The sequence below is a fragment of the Micromonospora sp. NBC_00821 genome (assembly GCF_036347035.1).
Classification (GTDB): domain Bacteria; phylum Actinomycetota; class Actinomycetes; order Mycobacteriales; family Micromonosporaceae; genus Micromonospora; species Micromonospora hortensis.
The window spans coordinates 5,986,055-6,007,424 of record NZ_CP108880.1; the positions used below are offsets into that span (position 1 = coordinate 5,986,055).

Consider the following 21,370-nt stretch of genomic DNA (forward strand, 5'->3'; position numbering starts at 1 on the left):
CCAACCGTCAGGGATGCAGGACGCTGCGCAGACAGCCGTCCTCCTTCTTCTCGAACAGTTCGTACCCCTGGGCGCCCTGCTCCAACGAGAGCGGGTGGGTGGCCAGATAGCCGGGGTCGATCTCGCCGGCGGCCAGCCGGTCGAGCAACATCGGGATGTAGCGCTGCGCGTGCATCTGCCCCATCCGCAGCACCAGGGCCTTGTTCATTGCCGCGCCGAGCGGAAACTTGTCGACCAGACCGGCGTATACACCGACGATGCTCACCGTGCCGCCCTTGCGGCACGCCATGATCGCCTGGCGGACCGAGGTCGGGCGGTCGGTCTGCAACCGCGCCGCCTGCTTCACCCGGTCGTACGCGTAGGCCGGTCCGACGTCGTGCGACTCCATCCCGACGGCCTCGATGCAGGCGTCCGGCCCGCGCCCGGCGGTCAGCTCACGCAGCGCCTCCAGCACGTCGGTCTCCGCGTAGTTGATCGTCTCGACCCCGATCCGTTCGGTGGCGGTCTTGAGCCGATCCGGGAATCGGTCGATCATGATGACCCGCTCGGCGCCCAGGAGTTGCGCCGAACGGGCAGCCATCTGACCGACTCCACCGGCACCCCAGACGGCAACCACCTCGCCGCCGGTGAGCCCGCAGAAGTCCGCCGCCATCCACCCGGTGGGCATCGCGTCGGAGGCGAACACCACCGAATCGTCCGGCACCCCGTCGGGTACGGCGAAGGCGCCGATGTCGCCGAACGGCACCCGGATGTACTCGGCGTGTGATCCGGCGTAACCGCCGGCGGCATGCGAGTAGCCCAGGATGCCGGCCGGCGAGTGCCCCCACAGCTTCTCGGTGAACACCGGTTGCGGATTGGAGTTGTCGCAGAGCGAGTACTGCTCGGTCCGGCAGTACCAGCAGCCACCGCAGGCGACCACCGACCCCACCACCACCCGGTCGCCGACCCGGTGCCGCCGTACGCCGGGCCCGGTCTCCACCACCTCGCCCATGAACTCGTGGCCGAGGATGTCCCCCTCCCGCATCGCCGGCAGGTACCCGTTGATCAGGTGCAGGTCGGAGCCGCAGACGCTGCTGGCCCGGACGCGGACGATGATGTCCCCCTCGGCGCGGATCTGGGGCTCCGGCACGTCCCGGACCGCCAGCTTGCCGACGCCTTCCCAGCAGAGCGCCCTCACGCCCGTCCTCCCGTCATCAACTTCTCCCGCACCGTGTCGGTCGCCTTCTCCTGGGCGGGGCTCCGGCCGGACGGGTCGTCCCGGGTGTCCACCACCTGGCCACACTCGATGAGCGCCTTCACCCGCCGCAGCGCGTCCCGCAACGCCAGGTCCGGCTCGTCACCGCCGACCAGGCCGGCCAACCGCCGCACCGGACCGGAGCGGTAGCGCAACTCGGCCCGGATCTCCGTGCCCCGGCCCTGGGGGGCTTCGGTCAGCTCGATCCGTCCCAGCTGCGGCACCGGCCCGTCCTCGACCCGCCACCGCAGGGTGCCCGTCCCCTCGACGGTGACCTCGGCCTGCCACTGCGTGTCCCCGCCGGCCCGGTCGCGGGCCACGCACCGCCAACGCCGCTCGTCGAGCTGCTGCAACGTGGCCCACCCGGCCAGCGCGCGGTCCAGCCGTTCGCGGTCGGTCCAGAAACCGATCACCTCGTCCCGGGACCGGTCCACTGTCACCCCGCGACGCACCACGTACCAACCGTCCTGCCGCTCGGGCTGATGCCGATGCCGACGGCGGGCCACCGCCCGTCCCACGCCGACCGCCGTCGCCGCGGTGACACCGAGCAGCGCCCACCTGGTTCCGTTGTTGGTCATCACGTCTCTCTCCTCCACCCGGACAACCGGGCATGGACAGCTCTTAGGCAGCGCTACCCGGCGTCCGCCAGTCGAAACGACCCGCTGTTTGATCGACGGAAATGCGGGCAGATGCTGCTGGACACCGACCGCGACCCTGGCCGCCACGGAGTTGCCATGTCCTCGTTCAGCCCTACTGAAGACGCCACCCGCCGGTGGGAGGTCGAGCGCGAGGGCGCCGGCACGTCGCCGGTCCGCCTACCGATGACGTACGTGCTGCCGCTGCGCTGGCACACCGACACCGGCCTGACCGAGCTGACCGACTACCTGCGCTGGCTGGGTCACCGGGTGGAGGTGCTCGTGGTCGACGGCTCACCTCCGCACCTCTTCGCCCGGCACGCCGAGGCGTGGCGAGGGCTGGTCCGGCACCTTTCACCGGCTCCGAGCGAGCGTGGGCTCAACGGCAAGGTGCTCGGCGTTCACACCGGCGTCCGCGCGGCCGGCCACGAGCACGTGGTGATCGCCGACGACGACGTCCGGTACGACGAGTCCGCGCTGAGCGCGGTAGACCGGCTGCTGGGCCGGGCCGACCTGGTGCGACCGCAGAACTACTTCGACCCGCTGCCCTGGCACGCCTGGTGGGACACCGGCCGCACGCTGCTCAACCGGGCGCTCGGGGCGGACTACCCGGGCACCCTTGCCGTGCGGCGCAGCACCTTCCTCGCGATGGGCGGCTACGACCCGGACGTGCTCTTCGAGAACCTGGAGCTGATCCGCACTGTGCGCGGGTACGGCGGCACCGAGGCCGCTCCGGCCTGGCTGTACGTTCGCCGGCTGCCTCCGGACGCCGCGCATTTCCGCGGTCAACGGGTCCGTCAGGCGTACGACGATCTGGCTCAGCCGGCGCGCCTGCTGACCGCGCTCGCGGTGCTGCCGGCCCTGGCGGCGGCGGTCGCGTCGCGCCGCCCCAGGCTGCTGCTCGGCGCGGCGGCCGGTGTCGTCGCCCTGGCCGAGACTGGTCGCCGCCGCGCCGGGGGCACCCGGGTGTTCCCGCCGGCCACGGCGCTGGCCGCCCCACTCTGGCTGCTGGAACGCGGGCTGTTTGGCTGGCTGGCGGTCGCCCAACGCCTCCTGCTGGGCGGCGTCCGCTACGGCGACACCCGCATCCGCCGAGCTGCCAACCCCGCCCCGCGCAACCCACGCCTCCCCGCGATCTTGCACTTTCGGTCGGGACAAAACCGCCGGTAGCCCCACAGAACTCCGGCCGAAATCGCAAGATCGGCGCTGAGCCGAACGCGACAGCTCGCGGGCACCCGTGGGTGACCGCGAGCTGTCGTGCTGGGTTGGAGGGTGGGTCAGGGAGTGGCGTGGTCCTTGACCTGGTGGGCGGCGGACTTCGTGTCGTCCTTGACCGCGTGCACGGCGTCCTGAGCGGTGGACTTCACCGAATCGGCGGCCTGCTGGGCCGGCTCGCGCAGCTCGCTGGCCACCTCGCCCAGCTTCTCCTTCACGGCCCCGCTGTGCTCGCTGACCTTGGCCTTCACCTGGGTGGCGGCCTGCTGCTCGCGGCGGGAGGCCGGGATCAGCGACGAGGCCAGCCAGCCGACCCCGAATGCGATCAGGCCGGCGGCGAGAGGGTTGCCCTGGGACTTCTGCCGGATCACCCGCGGCGCGCTGTGCGCGGCGTCGCTGACGGTGGTCGCCGCCGAGTGCGCGGCGTCGCTGACGCTGGAGGCCGCCGACGAGGCGCGGTCACCCACCGAGTGGGCGGCCTGGCCGGTGCCGTGGCCGAGGTCAGACGCGGTTCCCATGACCTTGTCCCTCACATTCTGCAGAGCGGAACGGGCCCGCTGCTTGCGGTCGTCGACGATGCGGCTGGGGCTGACCTTGTACGCCAGCGCGTCCACATCGGAGCTGAGGCTGTTACGGGTGGCTTCGATCTCCCGGCGGATCTGATCGGGATCGGTGCTCATCGGGTTACTCCCTCCGGGTGCGGCTTGAGCGCGTCGGGGATCCGCTGCACGCTGTCGTTGGTCTGCTTGAGCCCGCGTACGTGCTGGGCGTTCTTCTTGGCCATCGAGTACAGGACCGCGGCGACCACGGCCCAGATCACGGCCACGATCAGCGCGGCCAGACCGGAGTCCATGACGTTGTCCAGGAACTGCCAGATGGCGATGGACACGAAGAGGGCCACCATGTAGCCGCCGAAGCCGGCACCGCCGAAAAGGCCCGCGGCCTTGCCGGCCTTCTTGCCCTCCTGCCGGATCTCGGCCTTGGCCAGCTCGACCTCCTGACGCATCAGCGTCGACAGGTCGGTGGTGACCTGACGCATCAGGTCACCCAGCGAACTGCCCTTCACCTCCGACGCGGTGTGCGGGGCACCCGCGTCAGGGTGGTAACCGGAGTCCAGTCCGGACCCCTGCGTCGGCATGCTCATGCCGTCGCCTCCCTTCGGATGACTACGCGGCTCACGGGCGGGGGCTGCCGCTGGACGGCACGCCCGGCAGCGGGTCGGTCTGGGTCACCGGCGGCAGCGGCTGGCCGGTGCCGGAGTGCTCCGGGTAGTCGCCCCGGCCCGGCTCGGAGGAGCCGCCGGACGCCGGGTCGGCGTAGGTGCCGGGCGTCTGGTCGGTGTAGCCACCGGACGTCGGCGGGGTGTGCGTACCGGGGGTCGGGTCGAGGTAGCCACCCGGCGGGACGGCGTCCGGCACCGCGCGGGGCGCCGGCGGCTGCGTCGGGATCACGGCGGTCTGCTCCGGGTCGTACGCCCCGGAGCCCCGGAAGGTCGAGGACCCGTTGCCGGAGTCGTCGCCGCCGGCCGAGATGCCACGGGTCAGCCGGCCGGCCAACACACCGAGCACCGCCGCGCCGACCAGGAAGGTGCCCGGGTTACGCCGCGCGTAGTCGCGTACCTCGGTGATCAGGTCGCCGGGCTCGCGCTGCTCAAGCCAACCGGCGACACCCTGCACCCGGTCGGCGGCCTGGCGGGCCAGCTCGGTCACCGGGCCGGCCTGACCACCCTGCTCGGCCATCGAACGCATCTCGTCGGCCAGCGAACGCAGCCCACCGGCGGCTCGGCGCTGCTGCTCACCGGTCTGGCTGGCGAGCTGGCTGCGGGCCTCGCCGTACAGGTTGCGGGCCTGCCGGGCCGCCTCACGGCCGACCTCGGTGCCCTGCTCCTTGGCGGTCTGGGCGACAGCGCCACCAGCCTGCGCGGCCTCCGACCCGACCTGGCGCGCCTGGTCGCGGACGCCACCGCCGTTGGTCGACTGCTGCCCGTACGTGGAAGACGTAGGTGAAAGATCGTAAGTCATGATTTCCCTTCCGCTCAGAAAGTCGTAGCGGTTGTGCTGGGGGGATGCGGCGCGTTGCCGCCGCCGCTGACCATTCACCTACCCTGCGTTTCGGCTTCCATACCTCTTCGTGCATTTATCTGCGCGGCGCACCGGTTGGTCTTCACAATGGAGGATCGTCGGGCTGCGTCACGTCGCCGCTGCGGACAGTGAGGTTCGCGAGGCCGGTAGATCCACGGAGGGGGCAGCGATGGCACGAGGCGCACGGGGCGGCCGAGCGGCCGGTCCTCGACCCCGGGTCCAGCTGGCCGCGCTGATCGTGGCCGGGGTCTTCCTGCTGATCGGCGTCCTCGGCTTCATCCCCGGCATCACCACCGACTACGGCGAGCTGCGGTTCGCCGGGCACCACTCGGACGCCCACCTGCTCGGGCTGTTCCAGGTGTCGATCCTGCACAACGTGGTGCACCTGCTCTTCGGGCTGGTCGGCCTGGTGCTGGCCCGCAGCGTCGCCGGTGCCCGCGTCTTCCTGGCCGCCGGTGGCGCGATCTACCTCGCCCTCTGGCTGTACGGCCTGGCGATCGAGGCGGTCAACCCGGAGGGCGGGGCGAACATCCTGCCGGTCAACGACGCCGACAACTGGCTGCACCTCGCGCTCGGCTTCGGGATGCTCGCGCTCGGGCTGCTGCTGTCGAACCAGGCCGGCACCGGCGGACGCCTGGACAACCCCGCCGACCGGCACTGAACTGGACTTTTGTGGTTTCGCGGTCACGCCCGCAGGGGTAAGTCGACCGGCGAAGGAGGTGCGACCATGCCTCGTTGGCTGCGTGACAACGCCCTGGCCGTCGCCATGCTGGGAGCGTTCCTGGTCTTCCTGGTGTTGCAGAGCGTCTTCGGCTGGCAGACCCACAACGAGGAGCTGACCGAGTTCGGGGCCGCGCCGCTGAGCTGGCCGGCGTACCTGACCACTGGGCACTTCGCCGAGGCGGTCTTCGAGAACTGGGAGTCCGAGTTCCTCCAGATGGGCGGTTACGTGCTGCTCACCGCGTACCTGGTGCAGCGGGGCTCGGCCGAGTCGAAGCCGATGGACCAGACCGACCGACCGGAGGACGACGAGCGCCGGGCGACCCCGCAGTCACCCTGGCCGGTACGCGTCGGCGGCCTGCCGCTGGTGATCTACCGGAACAGCCTCTCCCTCGCGCTGCTGCTGATCTTCGCCGGTTCGTTCGTCGGTCACCTGCTCGGCGGCACCGCCGCCTACAACCAGGAGCAGGCGCTCCAGAGCGGGGCACCGCCGATCGGGGTGTGGGAGTTCCTCGGCACCAGCGACTTCTGGTTCCAGTCCATGCAGAACTGGCAGAGCGAGTTTCTCGCGGTCGGCGCGCTGATCCTGCTGAGCATCGTGCTGCGCCAACACGCCTCGCCGGAGTCGAAGCCGGTGACCGTCGAGCACGCCAGCACCGGCGCCTGAGAAGGCGACGCGGCAGCGGCGAGGCGACCGTCAGGCCGCGACCGGCAACCGCTTGGCGAAACAGACGCTGTACGCGTTGCCCACGTACTCGCCGTAGACGGGGATCTGCTGGTAGCCACACGCCGTGTACAAGGCGATAGCGGCCGGCAGGTAGGTGCCCGTCTCCAGGCAGACCACCGAGTACCCCTGCCGGAACGCGCACTCCTCCAGCGCGGCGAGCAACTGACGACCGATCCCCCGCCCCCGGTACGCGGGCCGGACGTACATCCGCTTGACCTCGCCGGTCTCGGCATCGAGCGCCTGGAGGCCCCCGCAGGCGACCGCCCGACCGTTCACCACCGCCGCCAGGTAGCGGACGTCGTCATGGGGGACGAAGACCTGCCCGTCCAACCCGCCATCGGCCTCGCGCAGCTCACGCTGCTGCGCAATGACCAGGGCGGCGATCTCCGGATCGGTGGCAGGCCGGGACTCGATCAGCATCACCCCACGCTAGGACGCGTGGATTTCTGGGAGGTTTCCGGAAATCAACCCCACCACGGAGCGCAACGAACTACTCGGCGTCGTCCTCGTCGTCGATGTCGTCGTCGGACGCGTCCGCGCCCAGATCGTCGGCCGAGCGCACCCGGCGAGCCTTCCGGGCGGCGAGTCGATCCGCGGCGGAGGCCCGGTTCGACTTCTCCTCCAGGCGGACGTCGGTGCCCCGGTTGCCGGGTTTGAAGTCCACACCGGCGAAGAGCGTCGGCTGCCAGTCGAACTCGCGCACACCGATCCGGACCAGATCACCGGGCTGCGCGCCGGCCTTGGCCAGCTTGTCCTCCACCCCGAGCCGGGCCAGCCGGTCAGCCAGGTAGCCGACCGCCTCGTCGTTGTCGAAGTTGGTCTGCTTGACCCAGCGCTCCGGCCGGACACCGCGCACCGTGAACGAGCCGTCCGCCTCAGCCGTGATGGTGAAACCATCGTCGTCCACGGCGATCGGGCGGATGACGATCCGGGTCGGCTCGGCGGGCGGAGCGGCCTTACGCTCTGCGTCGACCAGATCGGCCATCGCGTAGGTCAGCTCCTTGAGCCCCTCCCGGGTGGCCGCGGAGACCTCGAACACCTGGTAACCGCGCTCCTCCAGGTCGGGGCGCACGATCTCGGCGAGGTCACGGCCGTCCGGCACGTCGATCTTGTTGATGGCGACCAGCCGTGGACGGTCGGTCAGGCCGCCGTACTGGCTCAGCTCGGCCTCGATGGCGTCGATGTCGGCCACCGGGTCTCGGCCGGGCTCCAGGGTCGCCGAGTCGATGACGTGCACCAGCACGGCGCAGCGCTCGATGTGCCGCAGGAACTCCAGGCCCAGACCCTTACCGGTGGCAGCGCCAGGGATCAGGCCCGGCACGTCCGCGACGGTGAAGGTGTGGTTGTCCATCCGGACCACGCCGAGGTTGGGCACCAGTGTGGTGAACGGGTAGTCGGCGATCTTCGGCTTCGCGGCGGAGATCACCGAGATCAGCGACGACTTGCCGGCGGACGGGAAGCCCACCAGGCCCACATCGGCGACGCTCTTCAGCTCCAGCACGATGTCGAGTTGGTCGCCGGGCTCCCCCAGCTCGGCGAAGCCGGGGGCCTTGCGCTTGGCGTTGGCCAGCGAGGCGTTGCCCCGCCCGCCGCGCCCGCCGCGGGCGACCTCGAAGGTGGTGCCGGCGCCGACCATGTCGGCCAGCACGGTGCCGTCGGAGGTCTGCACCACGGTGCCGTTGGGCACCTTCAGCACCAGGTTGTGGCCGTTGGCCCCGTCCCGGTTCGAGCCGGCGCCGCCCTTGCCGTTGTCGGCCTTGACGTGCGGGTGGAAGTGGAAGTCGAGCAGCGTGGTCACCTGCGGGTCGACCACCAGGGACACACTGCCCCCGTGCCCACCGTTGCCGCCGTCCGGCCCACCGAAGGGCTTGAACTTCTCGCGGTGGATCGAGGCACAACCGTGCCCGCCATCGCCGGCCTGCAGATGCAGAACGACCCGGTCAACGAACGTTGCCACGGCGTCAATCCTTCCAGCGAGGTCCAACCTCGCACTTCGCTAAAAAGGCTAAGCGGGCCGGGACCCGGAGGTCCGCGGCCCGCTTAGCCCGAGAACTACTGCTGCGGAACGATGCTGACGGTCTTGCGACCGCGCTTGGTGCCGAACAGGACCGCACCGGCGGACAGCGCGAACAGCGTGTCGTCGCCGCCACGGCCGACCAGGTCACCGGGGTGGAACTTGGTGCCACGCTGCCGGATGATGATCTCACCGGCGCTGACGACCTGACCACCGAAGCGCTTCACGCCGAGTCGCTGGGCCGCGGAGTCACGACCGTTACGCGAGCTGGACGCACCCTTTTTGTGAGCCATTGGAGGACGACCTACTTCCCGCTGGAGATGCCGGTCACCTTGACCTGGGTCAACGGCTGACGGTGACCCTGGCGCTTGTGGTAGCCAGTCTTGTTCTTGAACTTGTGGATCCGGATCTTCGGGCCCTTGGTGTGCGCGGCGATTTCGCCGGACACCGCGACCTCGGCAAGCTTCGCCGCGTCGGTCACCAGGTCGTCACCGTCGACGAGGAGCACCGCGGTGAGCTTCACCGCGTCACCGGGGGCACCGGTGAGCTTCTCGACCTCGATCACGTCGCCCTCGGCGACCTTGTACTGCTTGCCGCCGGTCTTGACGATCGCGTACATCGGAGGCGGACTCCCTGTCGTTGAGGCTGCTGGCGGTCGTTCCCGCAGCGGCTCGCCGGGTAGCAGTGCACGGCGGCGCGGGCACACGGGAACTCGGCACACCAAAGGTGGGCCGCAGGCAAGAGTACGCCATCGCGAGCCCGGACCCCAAACCGGCCCGCCCTGGTCAGCGCGCGCAGAGCTGGTCGAGGCGCTGCTGGAGCCGGTCGAGTTCGGTCTCGTCGATCGACTCGACCTCGGCACCGAGAGCGGAAACCTCGGTGCCGAGGTCGGTGAGCAGCGTCTTGAGCTGCGGATCGTCGGTCCGCTCCGACTGCTCCCGCAGTACGGTCCGCCACTTCGCCAGCGCCGCCTCGGCCCGTACCCGGGCAGCCTCGGCCGTACGGCTGTCCCCGGCGCCCACCGCCGCGAGCATCCGACCCAACTCCCCCACGTACGTCCGGACGGCGGTCGTGCTGGCCTCCTGCGCGGCGGCGCAGACCTCGGTGGCGTTGCCGCCCGCCACACCACCGCTGGCCGGCATGCCGGTCGGGCCGGGAGGGGTGCCAGCGGCCGCCGAGCCAGCGCCCTCGGCGGTCCCACCGGTGGAGCAGCCGGCCGCGACGGAGAGCATGGTGAGCAGCGCGGTGAGCGCGAGCAGACGGCGCATCTTCTTCTCCTGACCTGGGACGGCCGATCGACGACCGGGTGGCCACAACGACGAGGTCCCTCCCCCGTCACTTTGCCGGGAGAGGGACCTCGTCAAACACGGGGCCGGTCAGGCGCTCAGGGGCGGGTCCGCCGACGTGCGCCACCGCGACGCGACCGGCGACGGCCGCCCCCGCCCTCGGTGGTCTCCTCGTCGCCCTCACCGTCAGCGAGCGCGTCCGGATCGTCCGCCGCGGCCAGCCGGGCCGACTCGCCCTGCTGAGCGTCGGAGATCGCCGGTGCGGCGGCGGTGTCCGACTCGTAGCGGGACAGGTCGTAGCCCATGGTGTCCTGGTAGTCGGCGCCCGGCTCGGCCGTGGTGTCGGTGTCGACGACCTCGACAGCAGTCCGCTCGGCCGCGGCCGGGGCGTTCTTGCGTGCCCTGCGGCGGGACGAGGTGGCACCCTGCTCGGCCACCGGAGCCGGAGCGGGAGCCACCGCCGAGGCGACAGCCTTGACCTTCTCCCCCGCACCGGCGGGACGCGGCTTCTCCGGCACCGGCTCGGTGTGGATGATGACGCCCCGGCCCTTGCAGCACTCGCAGGTCTCGCTGAACGCCTCCAGCAGGCCCGCGCCGATCCGCTTACGGGTCATCTGCACCAGGCCGAGCGACGTGATCTCGGTGACCTGGTGCTTGGTGCGGTCCCGGCCCAGGCACTCGGTGAGCCGGCGCAGCACCAGCTCACGGTTCGACTCCAGCACCATGTCGATGAAGTCGATCACGACGATGCCGCCGATGTCCCGCAGCCGGAGCTGACGGACGATCTCCTCCGCCGCCTCCAGGTTGTTGCGGGTGACCGTCTCCTCCAGGTTGCCCCCGGAGCCGGTGTACTTGCCGGTGTTGACGTCGACGACAGTCATCGCCTCGGTGCGGTCGATCACCAGCGAGCCGCCGGAGGGCAGGAAGACCTTGCGGTCCAGGCCCTTGATGATCTGCTCGTCGATCCGGTACTCGGCGAAGACGTCACTCGTGCCGACGTGCCGGCGCACCCGGTCGACAAGGTCCGGGGAGACGTGCGACAGGTACGACTCGACGACGTCGTACGACTGCTCGCCCTCGATCACCAGCTCGCGGAAGTCCTCGTTGAACAGGTCCCGGACAACCCGGATGACCAGGTCGGGCTCCCCGTAGAGCAGCGCCGGAGCGCCACCCTCGGCGGCCTTGGCCTGGATGTCCTCCCACTGCGCCTGGAGCCGCTTGACGTCGCGGGCCAGCTCGTCCTCGGTGGCGCCCTCGGCTGCCGTCCGGACGATCACGCCCGCGCCGTCCGGGACCAGCTTCTTGAGCACGTCCCGCAGCCGCTTGCGCTCGTTGTCCGGCAGCTTGCGGCTGATCCCCGAGGCGTTGCCGTTGGGTACGTAGACCAGGTGCCGGCCCGAGAGCGCGATGTGGCTGGTCAGCCGTGCGCCCTTGTGCCCGATCGGGTCCTTGGTGACCTGGACCAGTACCGAGTCGCCGGAGCGCAGCGCCTGCTCGATCGAGCGGGCCCGCCCCTCCAGCCCGGAGGTGTCCCAGTTGACCTCACCGGCGTACAGCACGGCGTTGCGGCCCCGACCGACGTCGACGAACGCGGCCTCCATGCTCGGCAGCACGTTCTGCACCTTGCCGAGGTACACGTTGCCGGCCATCGTCCCGGAGGAGTTGCGAGTGACGTAGTGCTCGACCAGCACGCCGTCCTCCAGGACGGCGATCTGGGTACGGTCACCGCGCTGGCGGACCGCCATCACCCGGTCGACGGCCTCCCGGCGCGCCAGGAACTCCGACTCGCTGAGGATCGGCGGGCGGGTACGGCGCTGCTCCCGACCGTCCCGGCGGCGCTGGCGCTTGGCCTCCAGCCGGGTCGAGCCGGACACACCCTGCACCTCGTCGACGGTCCGGCGCGGCTCGCGGATCTTCACCACGGTCGGCACACCGTCGTCCGCCGCGCCCTCGGTGTCACCGGCGCCCCGACGACGACGGCGACGACGACGACGGGTCAGACCGTCCCCGCCCTCGGACTCCTCGTCCTCGTCGGCCTCGGCCTCTGCCTCGGCGGTCTCTTCCTCGTCGGCCTGCGCCGCCTCCTCGGACTCCTCGTCCTCGGCGTCGTCGGCCCCGCCCTTGCCCCGGCCCCGGCCCCGGCGACCACGCCGGCGGCGGCGACGCGCGGCGGCGCTGTCCTCGTCGTCCTCATCCGCCTCGGCGGCCTCGTCGGCCTCGTCGGTCGGCTCCTCTTCGGCCTCGATGGCCTCGATCGGCTCCACCGGCTCGACCTCGCGGCGGCCACGCCGACGGCGGCGGGACGGCTCGGCGGCCTCCTCGACGGCCGGCTCCTCGGTCGCCGCGGCGGGCTCCACCGGTCGGGTCACCGGCACGGCGTCCGGCTGGGGTGCCATGAACAGCACTGTGGGCGCGGAGAGCGCGGCGCGTCGACGACGGGTACGCGGCTGTTCCGGCTCGATCTCGGCCGGCTCGTTCGGCTCATCCGTCACACCGGAGACGGCCACACCCGGTGGCACCTCGCCGGAGCGGTCCTGCGCACCGCTACTCCAGGCCAGCTCGGCGGCGGACGTGCTCGGAAGGGCCGGGGAGTCGTTCAACTCGGCCTCGGCCTCGCGCAGGTCGGACTCCGCCGGCTCCTCAGCGATGTCCGGCTCCTCGACGACCGGCTCCTCGACCGCAAGCGGCTCGTCGGCGGCGGCCGGCTCCTCGGCGGCGGCAGGCTGCTCGACGGCGGGCGGCTCCTCGACGGCCGCCGGCGTGGCCTTCTTTCGCCGGGTACGGGTCACCTTGACCGGCGGCACCACCTCGGCCGAGGCCGCCTCCGCAGAGGCGGCGACCAGCGGCTCCTCGGCGGTCGTCTCGACGGGGGTGGCCTTGCGGCGGCGCCGGGGGGTCTTCGGTGCGACGTCCAGGTCACCGGAGACCGGGGCGAAGACCTCCGCCTGCGGCGACTCGACGTTGCCGGCGCCACCGGTGGGCGCCTCGATCGGGGCGTCGGTCTGCTCCGGCTGGTTGAGCGGGGCGGCCCGACGACGGGTCGCCCGGGTGCGCCGCACCGGGGCGGCCGGTTCGGCGGCCTCAGCGGGAGCGCTCTCCGCGCCGGCCGGTTCCATCGAGGCCGAACCGACAGCCGTGGTGGAGGTCTCGACGGCGGCGCCGTCGGCCGTGGTGCTCTGGTCGGCGGTGTCACCGGCCGGCTGTGAACCGGTCCGTTCGCCGCCCTCGGGCTCGTTCTCGAGCATGGACGTTCTCCAGTTCTGGCTAGCCCGGGCGCGGGTGAGCGCTGCCACGCAGGGTCGCCGCAAAAGTGTTTCCGCCGGGCGCGCGTGGTGCGCGACCGCCGAAGTCTGCCTGCCAGAACACCGACCGTCGGTCAGTGCCCAACGATGGCTGCCCCGTCGCGGTCCGCATCCAACGGATCCACGATCGCACCCTGCGCGGTCAACGTGCCCTGAGCCAGCCGTGTCACCCTCGGCGAAACCGGCGGCTCCAGGTCGGCCACCACGCGGAGGCCGGAAAGGACGTCATCGGGCCGTACGGACGGGGTGACCTGCCGCACGACCAGTTCGAGTATCGCACACGGTACGGCCGGCGCCCCGGAAGGCGTCGGCGTAGGCAGTTGGACATCGATCGATATCACGGCGGCTCGGGCGTCGAAAGTACGTCGGCCCTGCTTGGTCATCCGCTCGACCAGCACCTCCTCGGCCGCGACGAAGGCGTCCACCGCGGCGCGCAGCACCGCGGTGTCGACCTCAGGCAACTCGATGTGCCAGTGCGACGCCTCGATCCGGTCCGGCAGGTTGCCCCCTTCGGCGATCACGGCGTCCAGGACGTCCAGCCCCGGCGAGAGCGCGGCGTCCAACGCGGCGCGCAACGCCTCCGGGTCGACGGTCGCCTGAAGGGCGATTTCCAGGTACTCCGCCTCGCTCGCCACCCCGGTCGGCGCGGCGCTCGCATAAGAGATCTTCGGGTGCGGGTGAAAACCCTGGGAGAAGGCGACCGGCACGGCGGCCCGGCGTAGCGCGCGCTCGAACGCCCGGGCGAAATCCCGGTGCGAGGTGAATCGCAGCGGCCCGCGCTTGGCGTACCGGATGCGGACGCGCTGGACGACCGGTGCCTGGCCGCCCTCGGGTTGAGGCTTTCTGGCGATCGTGGGCTCCTCGGGTGTACCTGCGTGTCCGCCCATCCTGGCGCAGGGCTCGTGACGGTACGCAGCCGGGGCGGCCGAGTCGCCGGACAGACGGTCACCAACCGGTCGCCGGGGTCGTGACCACCCGGCGCGAAAGCCGATGGCCGGCCGGCGACGCGGAGGTCACCAGCCGGCCACCCTGATCGGGACGGGTTACCGCTCCTTCGGCGGCGCGGGCGGTGACCCGCCGGGCGGTGGGCCGTAGCCCGAGGGAGGGGTGTAACCCGAGGGAGGGGCGTAACCGGAAGGCGGGGCATATCCGGCAGGAGGGGCATGACCGGGCGGGGGTGGGTAGCCCGGCGGTGGGGCGTAACTCGCGTCAGGCGACGGGTACGCGCCCTGGGCCGCCCGGTCGAGCACCTCGTCCGGGATGTCGGCGGCCCGGGCCGCCTCCCGCCGGTACCGGCGGCGGTTCCAGATGAGGAAGACCACCAGACCCAGCAGCAACACCAGCACCACGGCGATGCCGATGCCGATCACCATGACCTGCTGGTCGGTGGGGCCACCGCGATCGCCGTGCTGGGTGACGTCGAACTCCTCGTCCGCGCCCTCGGCACGGGCCGGACCGGGGTCGGTCGCCGCCGCGGCCGGGTCGAGCAGCGGGTTGACGGTGACCGGTGGCACGTTGGCCGTCAGCGCCTTGATCGGGTCGATCACCCCGAAGCCGTACTGCGGATCTCGCCCGGACGGGCCCGCGTCGCGCGCGGTCCGGATGATCCGGTTGATCACGCTCGGAGCGTTGAGGTCCGGGTACTTGGCTCGGATCAACGCGGCCAGAGCGGAGACGATCGCAGCGGAGTCGGAGGTGCCGTCACCCCAGCCGTAGCCCCCCTCGTTGGTGACGTTGTAGACGCTGTCGCCGGGAGCGGCGACCACCGACTCCGGCCCCTGGACGGAGCCGGACCAGAACGCGCCGCCCTTGGTCGTCCCGGTCACCGCGATCACACCGGGGGTGTTGGCGGGCTTGCCCACTGTGGTGCGGCCCTGGGCGGTGTTACCAGCGGAGGCGACCAGGACGACGTCACGGTCCAACGCGTACTGGATTGCGCTCTTCTGCACGGGATTGGCGAAGCCGGGGCCACCAATGGACACGTTGATCACTTTGGCCCCACCGTCGACGGCCATCCGGATGCCCCGGGCAATCCCGGCGTCGGTGTAGACCCCGTCCTCCTTGCGCATCTTGATGGGCAGGATCTTCGCGCCGGGAGCGATGCCGTCCACCCCGTCACGGCTGGGTTTCGCCGCGATGATGCCGGCCATGTGCGTCCCGTGCCCGACCTCATCGGCCCGGCCGTCTCCGGAGGCGCCGTAGCTGCGTCCACCGGGAAGCACCTGACCTCGCAGGTCCGGGTGGCTGGCCTCGACGCCGGTGTCGACCACGGCCACCACCACGCCCCGCCCGGTCGAGATCTTGTGCACCTGGTCGATCCGGAGCTCGTCCAGATACCACTGCTCGGCCCGACGGGGGGCGGCGACCGCCGGTTGAGCGGCCCCCACCACCAGGAACCCCGCCACCAGACAGGCGACTACCGGCCGGAGGCCTCCGACGTTCACCCTCATCCGTCCATCCTCATCGAAGGACACCCGGGGACGCACCGTCACCAGGGCCCCACGGATCGTCATCCTCAGTCAACCACGACGAGTGCTCGGAGCCGGTGCCGCCACCCTGCCCGGCGCCACCCGCGCCGCCCATCATGCCGCCGCCCATCATTCCGGCACCGCCGACGCCGGCACCACGCGCGCCGCCCGCCATCCCGGCGCCGCCGGCGGCCTGGGCCGTGCGCAACGCGTTCGCCGCGCTCGTCATCGGCGGCAGCTTTCCGTTGCCGCCACCCACCATGCCGGGGATGCCGCCCACGCCGATCCCGGCACCGCCGCCCAGGCCACCACCGGCACCGCCGCCGATCCCGCCGGCCGAGCCGACGCCGGCACCGCCTCCGAAACCACCGCCGGCGCCACCGAGACCGGCGCTGCCGACCCCGCCGCCGCCGATGCCGCCGCCCAGGCCGCCGACCCCGCCCGGCGTGGCGCCAGCCAGACCGCTGCTGTAGCCAGCGTCACCGTCCGCGTAGCCCGGCAAGCCGGAGCCCGTCGACGGGGGTGTGAACTGACCAGTGCCGCCGGTGGGCGAGCCATCGCCGAGCCCACCGGGCTTGGTCGGGGAGAACGGGTCGACGGCGGACGTCGGACCGCCCGTGTCGCCGATGGTCGGTGGCCTGCTGCCGATCGTGGGGCCGCCACCACCGATGTCGGGCTTCCCGCCGAATTCGCCACCACCGATGTCGGGTCGCCCCGAGGGCGGGACCCGGGGGTCCCGACGGATATCGTCCTCTATATCCGATTTATCCGGGCTGTTGACGGTGAGCTTGGGGCGCTCCGTATAGACGGCCTGGGGCAGCGGCGCCATCGCGGTGTTCGCCGCGTTCTGATTGTCCCGGTACCAGTTGTCCAGGTGGGCTCCGGTGTCCCACCAGCCGCCCCGCTTCTGGTCACCGGCCTGGCCGTCGACCTTCATCGTCGCTTCGAGGTCGTCGGCCTTGTCACGGAACGCGCCGTCGGCGTACGAGCCGGGGTTGTTCTGGTAGTCCTTGCGCAGCGCGGCGAGGAACCCCGACGAGCTCTCGCCGTCGCGGGCATCGTCGAGCTCGGTGCCGTTGGGCAGGCTCCACTCGTTGAAGCCGAAGTCGTCCATCAGGGGGATCGGGATCGTGGAGACCGACTTGCGGATGTCGCCCTCGATCCGCGTCAACGCGCCACTGACGTTCGTCGCGTCGGTGATGAGATCCTCGATCTGCTTGCCGATCTTGCCCAGGTGCTCGCGGTACGCATCGCCACCGCTGCCCTGCCAACCGGCGAGCATCCCGGGCAGACCGCCGACGTGCGGGCGCTCCTGGCCCGTCGCGATCGGACCGACGAACGATCGACCGACGAGCGCGTCCCGCAGTTGTTGCAGGCCGCTCGAGAGGTTGCTCCAGCCCGCTCCGACCGATCCGACCGTTTCCGGGTCCGCGGAGAGCGTCACCTCGCGGACGCACCGCTCCCAGGTTCCTCCAGCCATGACGTCCCCCTCAGGCCGTGTACGGGTAGGTGGGTGCGCCGCTGGCAGTGGGCGGCGGCGCCGCCGATTCCAGCAGCCGCTCGATCTCCTTGCCGTTGGCGCCGTTACGCGCCTCGGTGTCGCGGAACGCCTTGGCGATCTCCTCGGTGCCCTCCTTCAGCGCGGCGAGCTTCTGGGAGAGCGTCGTGAGGTGCGCTTCCATGTTCGCCGTGGAGGTCTCCAGGGCCCGCCACTGCATGACGGCGTCCTCGTACGCGCCGAAGGGAGTGCCGTTCGGGACGGTCTGGGCGTTGTTGCTGTCGCCCTTCATCCGCGTCTTGATGCGTTCCATCTCGTACTTGATGGTGTCGTCGATGTACTGCCTGAGCCGCTCGACGTACGTGGCGGCGGCGTCCAGGTCCTCGACGCTGACTTGCAGATCGCCGATGCTCGGCGGCGGGATGCTGCCCATGCGTTTCCTCCCCCGTCCCCGACCCGCCGGGTCGGTCCATGTCAGACGCAGCGTATCGAGTCTGACCTAGTCGAGGCAGCCCCAGCCACCAGCACGTGGTACAGATGGCTGCCGATCTCGCGGAAGGTCCGGTGCGGGCCACCGCGCGGGCCGAGCCCGAACAACGCCAACGGGCCCGCGAGACGCGGACCCGTTGGCGTGACATGTCGGATGTGGAGGGTGGTGGGTCACCGCCGACCGGCGCTGCCCGGAAGGCAGCCCGGTCAGGGGTGCGAGTGCGAGTGCGAGTGGCCCGACGGGACCTTCATGCCGTTGCCACCCAGCGGGGTGAGCGGCAGAAGCTTCTTGCCGGTGGGGCCGATCTGGATCTCCGTGTCCATCGACGGGCAGACGCCGCAGTCGAAGCAGGGCGTCCACCGGCAGTCGTCCTGCTCGAACTCGCTGAACGAATCCTGCCAGTCCTGCCAGAGCCAGTCCTTGTCCAGACCCGAGTCGAGGTGGTCCCAGGGCAGGACCTCCAGCTCGTCGCGCTGACGGGTGGTGTACCAGTCGAGGTCCACCCCGAACGCGGGCAGCGTCTCGGCCGCGGCCTCCACCCAGCGCTGGTACGAGAAGTGCTCGCTCCACCCGTCGAACCGGCCGCCGTTCTCCCAGACCTTGCGGATGACCGAGCCGACCCGGCGGTCACCCCGGGAGAGCAGCCCTTCGATGAGCGACGGCTCGCCGTCGTGGTAGCGGTAGCCGATGGCCCGGCCCAGCGACCGGTCCGCGTTGATGGCCTGCTTGAGGATCTTGAGCCGGTGGTCGATGACCTCCGGACGGTCCATCGCTGCCCACTGGAACGGGGTGTGCGGCTTCGGCACGAACCCGCCGATGGAAACGGTGCAGCGGATGTCCTTGGAGCCGGTCGCGGCCCGGCCGGCCCTGATCACCTCGTGGGCCATCTCGGCGATCTCGAGGACGTCCTCGTCGGTCTCGGTGGGCAGGCCGCACATGAAGTAGAGCTTCACCTGCCGCCACCCGTTGGTGTACGCGGTGACGACCGTACGGATCAGGTCTTCCTTCGACACCATCTTGTTGATGACCTTGCGGATCCGCTCCGACCCGCCCTCCGGGGCGAAGGTCAGGCCGGTACGCCGCCCGTTGCGGGACAGCTCCTGCGCGAGGTCGATGTTGAAGGCGTCCACCCGGGTCGAGGGCAGCGACAGCGAGACGTTGGTGCCCTCGTACTGCTGGGCGAGGCCCGAGCACATGTCGCCGATCTCGGAGTGGTCCGCCGAGGAGAGCGACAGCAGGCCGACCTCGTTGAAGCCGGAGAACTCCAGGCCCTCGCGGACCATCTGCGCGACAGTGGTGATCGACCGTTCCCGCACCGGGCGGGTGATCATCCCGGCCTGGCAGAACCGGCAACCCCGGGTGCAGCCCCGGAAGATCTCCACCGCGTACCGCTCGTGCACCGTCTCGGCCAGCGGAACGAGGGGCTTCTTCGGGTACGGCCAGGCGTCCAGGTCCATCGTCGTGCGCTTGTGCACCCGGAACGGCACGTCAGCCCGGTTCGGTACGACCCGCTGGATCCGGCCGTCCGGCAGGTAGTCGACGTCGTAGAAGCGCGGCACGTAGACGCTCTCGGTGCGGGCCAGCCGCAGCAGCAGCTCGTCGCGGCCGCCCGGGGAGCCCTCGGCCTTCCACTCCCGGACGATCGCGGTGATCTCCAGGACCGCTTCCTCGCCGTCGCCGAGCACCGCTGCGTCGATGAAGTCGGCGATCGGCTCAGGGTTGAACGCGGCGTGCCCGCCGGCCACGATCACCGGGTCGGCGTCGGTGCGGTCGGCGGCCAGCATCGGGATGCCGGCCAGGTCGATCGCGGTGAGCATGTTGGTGTAACCCAGCTCGGTGGAGAAGGAGATGCCGAACACGTCGAACCCGCGCACCGCCCGGTGCGCGTCGACGGTGAACTGCGGCACGCCGTGCGTGCGCATCAGCGTCTCCAGGTCCGGCCAGACCGCGTACGTCCGCTCGGCGAGGGTGTCGGGCAGCTCGTTGAGCACCTCGTAGAGGATCTGCACGCCCTGGTTGGGCAGGCCCACCTCGTAGGCGTCGGGATACATCAGCGCCCAACGCACGGTGGCCGAGTCCCAGTCCTTCGTCACCGCACCCAACTCGCCCCCGACGTACTGGATGGGCTTGGAGATCTGGGGTAGCAGCGGCTCGAGCTGGGACCACACGGAGTTGGTCGCGGCCGCGCGCGGCGTCGTGGACGGGGCACTCATGATGCCCAAGGGTACGCGTTCGTTCGGCGGCGATCGCGCGCACGCCCGATCGGCGGTGGTGGCGGCGCGGTATTAACCTCGGTTCGGCGCGAGAGGAGATTGCCGCGATGCCGGAGCCCCAGCCGGGAGCACGGCCGGCCGACGGGAGCACCCCGGGCGCGGAGCCGGAGCGGGACCGGGCGGTCGCCGACGAGCCGACCTCCCCACCCGTACCCTCGGACCAGCCGGAACCCTCGGATCAACCGGAACCCACGGACCACCAGGAACCCTCGGATCAGCCGGAACCCCCGGACCACCAGGAACCCCCGGACCTGCCTGAAGCCCCGGACCAGCCGGAACCCTCGGACCAGCCGGAGCCTGCCGCGACCGCTGAGGTCCCGGCGCCCAGGTGGAGTGGTTCGGCCCCGGTGCCACCGCCGCTGCCCCGCCGAACCGCCTGGGGCGAGTCGGCCGAGCCGACCCCTCCCCCGCCGGTGACCGTCGGGCCGCCGGAGCACCAGACCCCTGTCGACCCGTGGGCCGGCGTGGACACCGGCGGCTGGGACCTGCCCTCCGCCGAACTGCCCCCGCTACCGCCCACGCTGTCGTATCCGACGCCGCCGGACACCCGGCAGTGGTCCGGGCCGCCCGCTCCTCCGGCCCCGTCGCGGGACACCCGGCAGTGGTCCGGGCCGCCCGCTTCCCCGGCCGGGTCGCACCCGGTGCCGCACCCGGCCGCCCCGAGCGCACCCCGGGCCGTCGGACCCATGGTGCCGGCCCGGCCGATGTCGCCACCCGCACCACCCGCGCCGCCGAAGGTGCCGAAGCAGCGCCGAGGTCGGCGATCCGCAGCGCCACCGCCGACGCCGCCCGGTTGGCAGGCCCCCAAGGGGTACGGGCCGGCGCCGGCCCGCCGACGACGCCGCTGGCCGTGGCTGCTGCTGCTCACCCTGGCCTGCTGCTGTGGCTGCCCCGCCTACTACGGGTTCCCGATCTCGGCCCAGTACCCGGCGCGCGCGGCCCTGCCCGTCCAGGTGGACGACCTCAGCCTGCGGCAGGACAGCCGCAGCACCGAGGCCGCCCAGAAGTTGGAGAACGAGGTACGCAAGGAGCACTGGCTGGCCGAGGACACGTTCGCCGGCGTCTACGCCACGACGAACGGCAAGCGGGTGACCGTCTTCGGCGGTACCGGTTTTCGGCTGAGCCCGGAGTCGGACGCGGAGGCCGAGATCAGCCGGCTCACCGACCGGTACGCGTTGGATGCCCCGGAGAGCGTGGACACCGGCGTGCGGGGCAGGCACGAACGGTGCGCGGTGGGTAGCGCCGACGGCAGTGCCGTGGTGGTCTGCACGTCGGTGGACCACGGCAGCATCGCCACCGGCGTCTTCACCCGACTCTCCGTCGCCGACAGTGCCGACCTGCTGGGCACCCTGCGCGCCCAGATCGTCCAGCCCGAGCGGGGCTGAGCCGGACACCGGCTGACCGGGGCGCGGTGATTCGCACCCGGG

General features: G+C 71.4%; 20 protein-coding genes. 4 read left to right on the forward strand and 16 right to left on the reverse strand.

Going from position 1 to position 21,370, the window contains the following annotated elements:
- Window positions 1-7: 7 nt before the first annotated feature.
- Both OHB44_RS27270 and OHB44_RS27275 read right to left on the reverse strand, forming a co-directional pair.
- Window positions 8-1,177, reverse strand: coding sequence for a zinc-dependent alcohol dehydrogenase (locus OHB44_RS27270; RefSeq protein WP_266304639.1), 1,170 nt, complete (start codon window positions 1,175-1,177; stop codon window positions 8-10).
- Window positions 1,174-1,812: an SRPBCC family protein gene (locus OHB44_RS27275; protein ID WP_330438668.1), complete on the reverse strand. Its 639-nt coding sequence runs from the start codon at window positions 1,810-1,812 to the stop codon at window positions 1,174-1,176. Before OHB44_RS27275 ends, OHB44_RS27270 begins: the two co-directional genes overlap by 4 nt.
- Before the next feature lie 156 nt (window positions 1,813-1,968).
- Here OHB44_RS27275 and OHB44_RS27280 point away from each other — a divergent pair, with 156 nt between their 5' ends.
- Complete coding sequence (locus OHB44_RS27280; protein WP_330438669.1) at window positions 1,969-3,039, forward strand: glycosyltransferase; 1,071 nt, start codon at window positions 1,969-1,971, stop codon at window positions 3,037-3,039.
- Window positions 3,040-3,146: 107 nt separating this feature from the next.
- On the opposite strand, the gene OHB44_RS27285 is transcribed toward OHB44_RS27280, so the two are convergent.
- The 3 genes from OHB44_RS27285 to OHB44_RS27295 are packed head-to-tail and all read right to left on the reverse strand — an operon-like array spanning window position 3,147 to window position 5,105.
- Window positions 3,147-3,764, reverse strand: a complete 618-nt coding sequence (locus OHB44_RS27285) for a DUF3618 domain-containing protein (protein WP_238685113.1) — start codon at window positions 3,762-3,764, stop codon at window positions 3,147-3,149.
- Entirely contained in the window at window positions 3,761-4,228 is a 468-nt protein-coding gene (locus tag OHB44_RS27290) for a phage holin family protein (protein ID WP_238678469.1), read from the reverse strand. The genes OHB44_RS27285 and OHB44_RS27290 overlap by 4 nt, the downstream gene beginning before the upstream one ends.
- A gap of 31 nt (window positions 4,229-4,259) precedes the next feature.
- Window positions 4,260-5,105, reverse strand: coding sequence for a hypothetical protein (locus OHB44_RS27295; protein WP_266304635.1), 846 nt, complete (start codon window positions 5,103-5,105; stop codon window positions 4,260-4,262).
- A gap of 229 nt (window positions 5,106-5,334) precedes the next feature.
- On the opposite strand from OHB44_RS27295, the gene OHB44_RS27300 reads away from it, so the two are divergent.
- Window positions 5,335-5,826 (forward strand): DUF4383 domain-containing protein, encoded by a 492-nt coding sequence (locus OHB44_RS27300; protein WP_330438676.1) that lies wholly within the window; start codon window positions 5,335-5,337, stop codon window positions 5,824-5,826.
- Between the two features lie 66 nt (window positions 5,827-5,892).
- Complete coding sequence (locus OHB44_RS27305) at window positions 5,893-6,552, forward strand: DUF6766 family protein (RefSeq protein ID WP_266304633.1); 660 nt, start codon at window positions 5,893-5,895, stop codon at window positions 6,550-6,552.
- Between the two features lie 30 nt (window positions 6,553-6,582).
- Here the strand turns inward: OHB44_RS27305 and OHB44_RS27310 are convergent, their stop codons facing one another.
- The 11 genes from OHB44_RS27310 to OHB44_RS27360 all read right to left on the reverse strand — a co-directional run bounded on the left by OHB44_RS27310 (window position 6,583) and on the right by OHB44_RS27360 (window position 19,883).
- Window positions 6,583-7,032 (reverse strand): GNAT family N-acetyltransferase, encoded by a 450-nt coding sequence (locus OHB44_RS27310; RefSeq protein ID WP_330438679.1) that lies wholly within the window; start codon window positions 7,030-7,032, stop codon window positions 6,583-6,585.
- A 70-nt stretch (window positions 7,033-7,102) separates the two neighbouring features.
- Window positions 7,103-8,569 (reverse strand): GTPase ObgE, encoded by a 1,467-nt coding sequence (gene obgE / locus OHB44_RS27315; protein WP_238685118.1) that lies wholly within the window; start codon window positions 8,567-8,569, stop codon window positions 7,103-7,105.
- 95 nt (window positions 8,570-8,664) lie between these two features.
- Window positions 8,665-8,919, reverse strand: a complete 255-nt coding sequence (gene rpmA, locus OHB44_RS27320; protein WP_007464062.1) for a 50S ribosomal protein L27 — start codon at window positions 8,917-8,919, stop codon at window positions 8,665-8,667.
- 11 nt (window positions 8,920-8,930) lie between these two features.
- Window positions 8,931-9,245, reverse strand: a complete 315-nt coding sequence (gene rplU, locus OHB44_RS27325) for a 50S ribosomal protein L21 (RefSeq protein WP_007464063.1) — start codon at window positions 9,243-9,245, stop codon at window positions 8,931-8,933.
- 166 nt (window positions 9,246-9,411) lie between these two features.
- Window positions 9,412-9,894 carry a hypothetical protein gene (locus OHB44_RS27330; RefSeq protein WP_330438702.1) on the reverse strand — a complete coding sequence of 161 codons (483 nt, stop codon included), beginning with the start codon at window positions 9,892-9,894 and terminating at the stop codon, window positions 9,412-9,414.
- Between the two features lie 116 nt (window positions 9,895-10,010).
- Complete coding sequence (locus OHB44_RS27335; protein WP_330438703.1) at window positions 10,011-13,157, reverse strand: Rne/Rng family ribonuclease; 3,147 nt, start codon at window positions 13,155-13,157, stop codon at window positions 10,011-10,013.
- 131 nt (window positions 13,158-13,288) lie between these two features.
- The gene (locus OHB44_RS27340) at window positions 13,289-14,101 is read right to left on the reverse strand and encodes a TIGR03936 family radical SAM-associated protein (RefSeq protein ID WP_266304630.1); all 813 of its coding nucleotides are present in this window, start codon (window positions 14,099-14,101) and stop codon (window positions 13,289-13,291) included.
- Between the two features lie 156 nt (window positions 14,102-14,257).
- Window positions 14,258-15,664: a type VII secretion-associated serine protease mycosin gene (gene mycP / locus OHB44_RS27345; RefSeq protein ID WP_330438706.1), complete on the reverse strand. Its 1,407-nt coding sequence runs from the start codon at window positions 15,662-15,664 to the stop codon at window positions 14,258-14,260.
- A 10-nt stretch (window positions 15,665-15,674) separates the two neighbouring features.
- Window positions 15,675-17,162 carry a WXG100 family type VII secretion target gene (locus tag OHB44_RS27350; RefSeq protein ID WP_238685122.1) on the reverse strand — a complete coding sequence of 496 codons (1,488 nt, stop codon included), beginning with the start codon at window positions 17,160-17,162 and terminating at the stop codon, window positions 15,675-15,677.
- A gap of 10 nt (window positions 17,163-17,172) precedes the next feature.
- Entirely contained in the window at window positions 17,173-17,613 is a 441-nt protein-coding gene (locus OHB44_RS27355) for a hypothetical protein (protein ID WP_196919316.1), read from the reverse strand.
- Window positions 17,614-17,876: 263 nt separating this feature from the next.
- Window positions 17,877-19,883, reverse strand: coding sequence for a TIGR03960 family B12-binding radical SAM protein (locus OHB44_RS27360; RefSeq protein WP_238685124.1), 2,007 nt, complete (start codon window positions 19,881-19,883; stop codon window positions 17,877-17,879).
- Between the two features lie 407 nt (window positions 19,884-20,290).
- Between OHB44_RS27360 and OHB44_RS27365 the strand changes: the two genes are divergently transcribed.
- A complete protein-coding gene (locus OHB44_RS27365) occupies window positions 20,291-21,328 on the forward strand; it encodes a hypothetical protein (protein WP_330438713.1) in 1,038 nt (345 codons plus the stop codon).
- Window positions 21,329-21,370: the final 42 nt, after the last annotated feature.

What these genes read in the sequence shown, in the direction of transcription:
- OHB44_RS27275 (WP_330438668.1), bottom strand. Translation starts at nt 1,812, where the DNA reads ATGACCAACAACGGAACCAGGTGGGCGCTGCTCGGTGTCACCGCGGCG.
- OHB44_RS27280 (WP_330438669.1), top strand. Translation starts at nt 1,969, where the DNA reads ATGTCCTCGTTCAGCCCTACTGAAGACGCCACCCGCCGGTGGGAGGTC.
- OHB44_RS27285 (WP_238685113.1), bottom strand. Translation starts at nt 3,764, where the DNA reads ATGAGCACCGATCCCGATCAGATCCGCCGGGAGATCGAAGCCACCCGT.
- OHB44_RS27290 (WP_238678469.1), bottom strand. Translation starts at nt 4,228, where the DNA reads ATGAGCATGCCGACGCAGGGGTCCGGACTGGACTCCGGTTACCACCCT.
- OHB44_RS27295 (WP_266304635.1), bottom strand. Translation starts at nt 5,105, where the DNA reads ATGACTTACGATCTTTCACCTACGTCTTCCACGTACGGGCAGCAGTCG.
- OHB44_RS27300 (WP_330438676.1), top strand. Translation starts at nt 5,335, where the DNA reads ATGGCACGAGGCGCACGGGGCGGCCGAGCGGCCGGTCCTCGACCCCGG.
- OHB44_RS27305 (WP_266304633.1), top strand. Translation starts at nt 5,893, where the DNA reads ATGCCTCGTTGGCTGCGTGACAACGCCCTGGCCGTCGCCATGCTGGGA.
- OHB44_RS27310 (WP_330438679.1), bottom strand. Translation starts at nt 7,032, where the DNA reads ATGCTGATCGAGTCCCGGCCTGCCACCGATCCGGAGATCGCCGCCCTG.
- rpmA (WP_007464062.1), bottom strand. Translation starts at nt 8,919, where the DNA reads ATGGCTCACAAAAAGGGTGCGTCCAGCTCGCGTAACGGTCGTGACTCC.
- rplU (WP_007464063.1), bottom strand. Translation starts at nt 9,245, where the DNA reads ATGTACGCGATCGTCAAGACCGGCGGCAAGCAGTACAAGGTCGCCGAG.
- OHB44_RS27330 (WP_330438702.1), bottom strand. Translation starts at nt 9,894, where the DNA reads ATGCGCCGTCTGCTCGCGCTCACCGCGCTGCTCACCATGCTCTCCGTC.
- OHB44_RS27335 (WP_330438703.1), bottom strand. Translation starts at nt 13,157, where the DNA reads ATGCTCGAGAACGAGCCCGAGGGCGGCGAACGGACCGGTTCACAGCCG.
- OHB44_RS27340 (WP_266304630.1), bottom strand. Translation starts at nt 14,101, where the DNA reads ATGGGCGGACACGCAGGTACACCCGAGGAGCCCACGATCGCCAGAAAG.
- mycP (WP_330438706.1), bottom strand. Translation starts at nt 15,664, where the DNA reads ATGAGGGTGAACGTCGGAGGCCTCCGGCCGGTAGTCGCCTGTCTGGTG.
- OHB44_RS27350 (WP_238685122.1), bottom strand. Translation starts at nt 17,162, where the DNA reads ATGGCTGGAGGAACCTGGGAGCGGTGCGTCCGCGAGGTGACGCTCTCC.
- OHB44_RS27355 (WP_196919316.1), bottom strand. Translation starts at nt 17,613, where the DNA reads ATGGGCAGCATCCCGCCGCCGAGCATCGGCGATCTGCAAGTCAGCGTC.
- OHB44_RS27360 (WP_238685124.1), bottom strand. Translation starts at nt 19,883, where the DNA reads ATGAGTGCCCCGTCCACGACGCCGCGCGCGGCCGCGACCAACTCCGTG.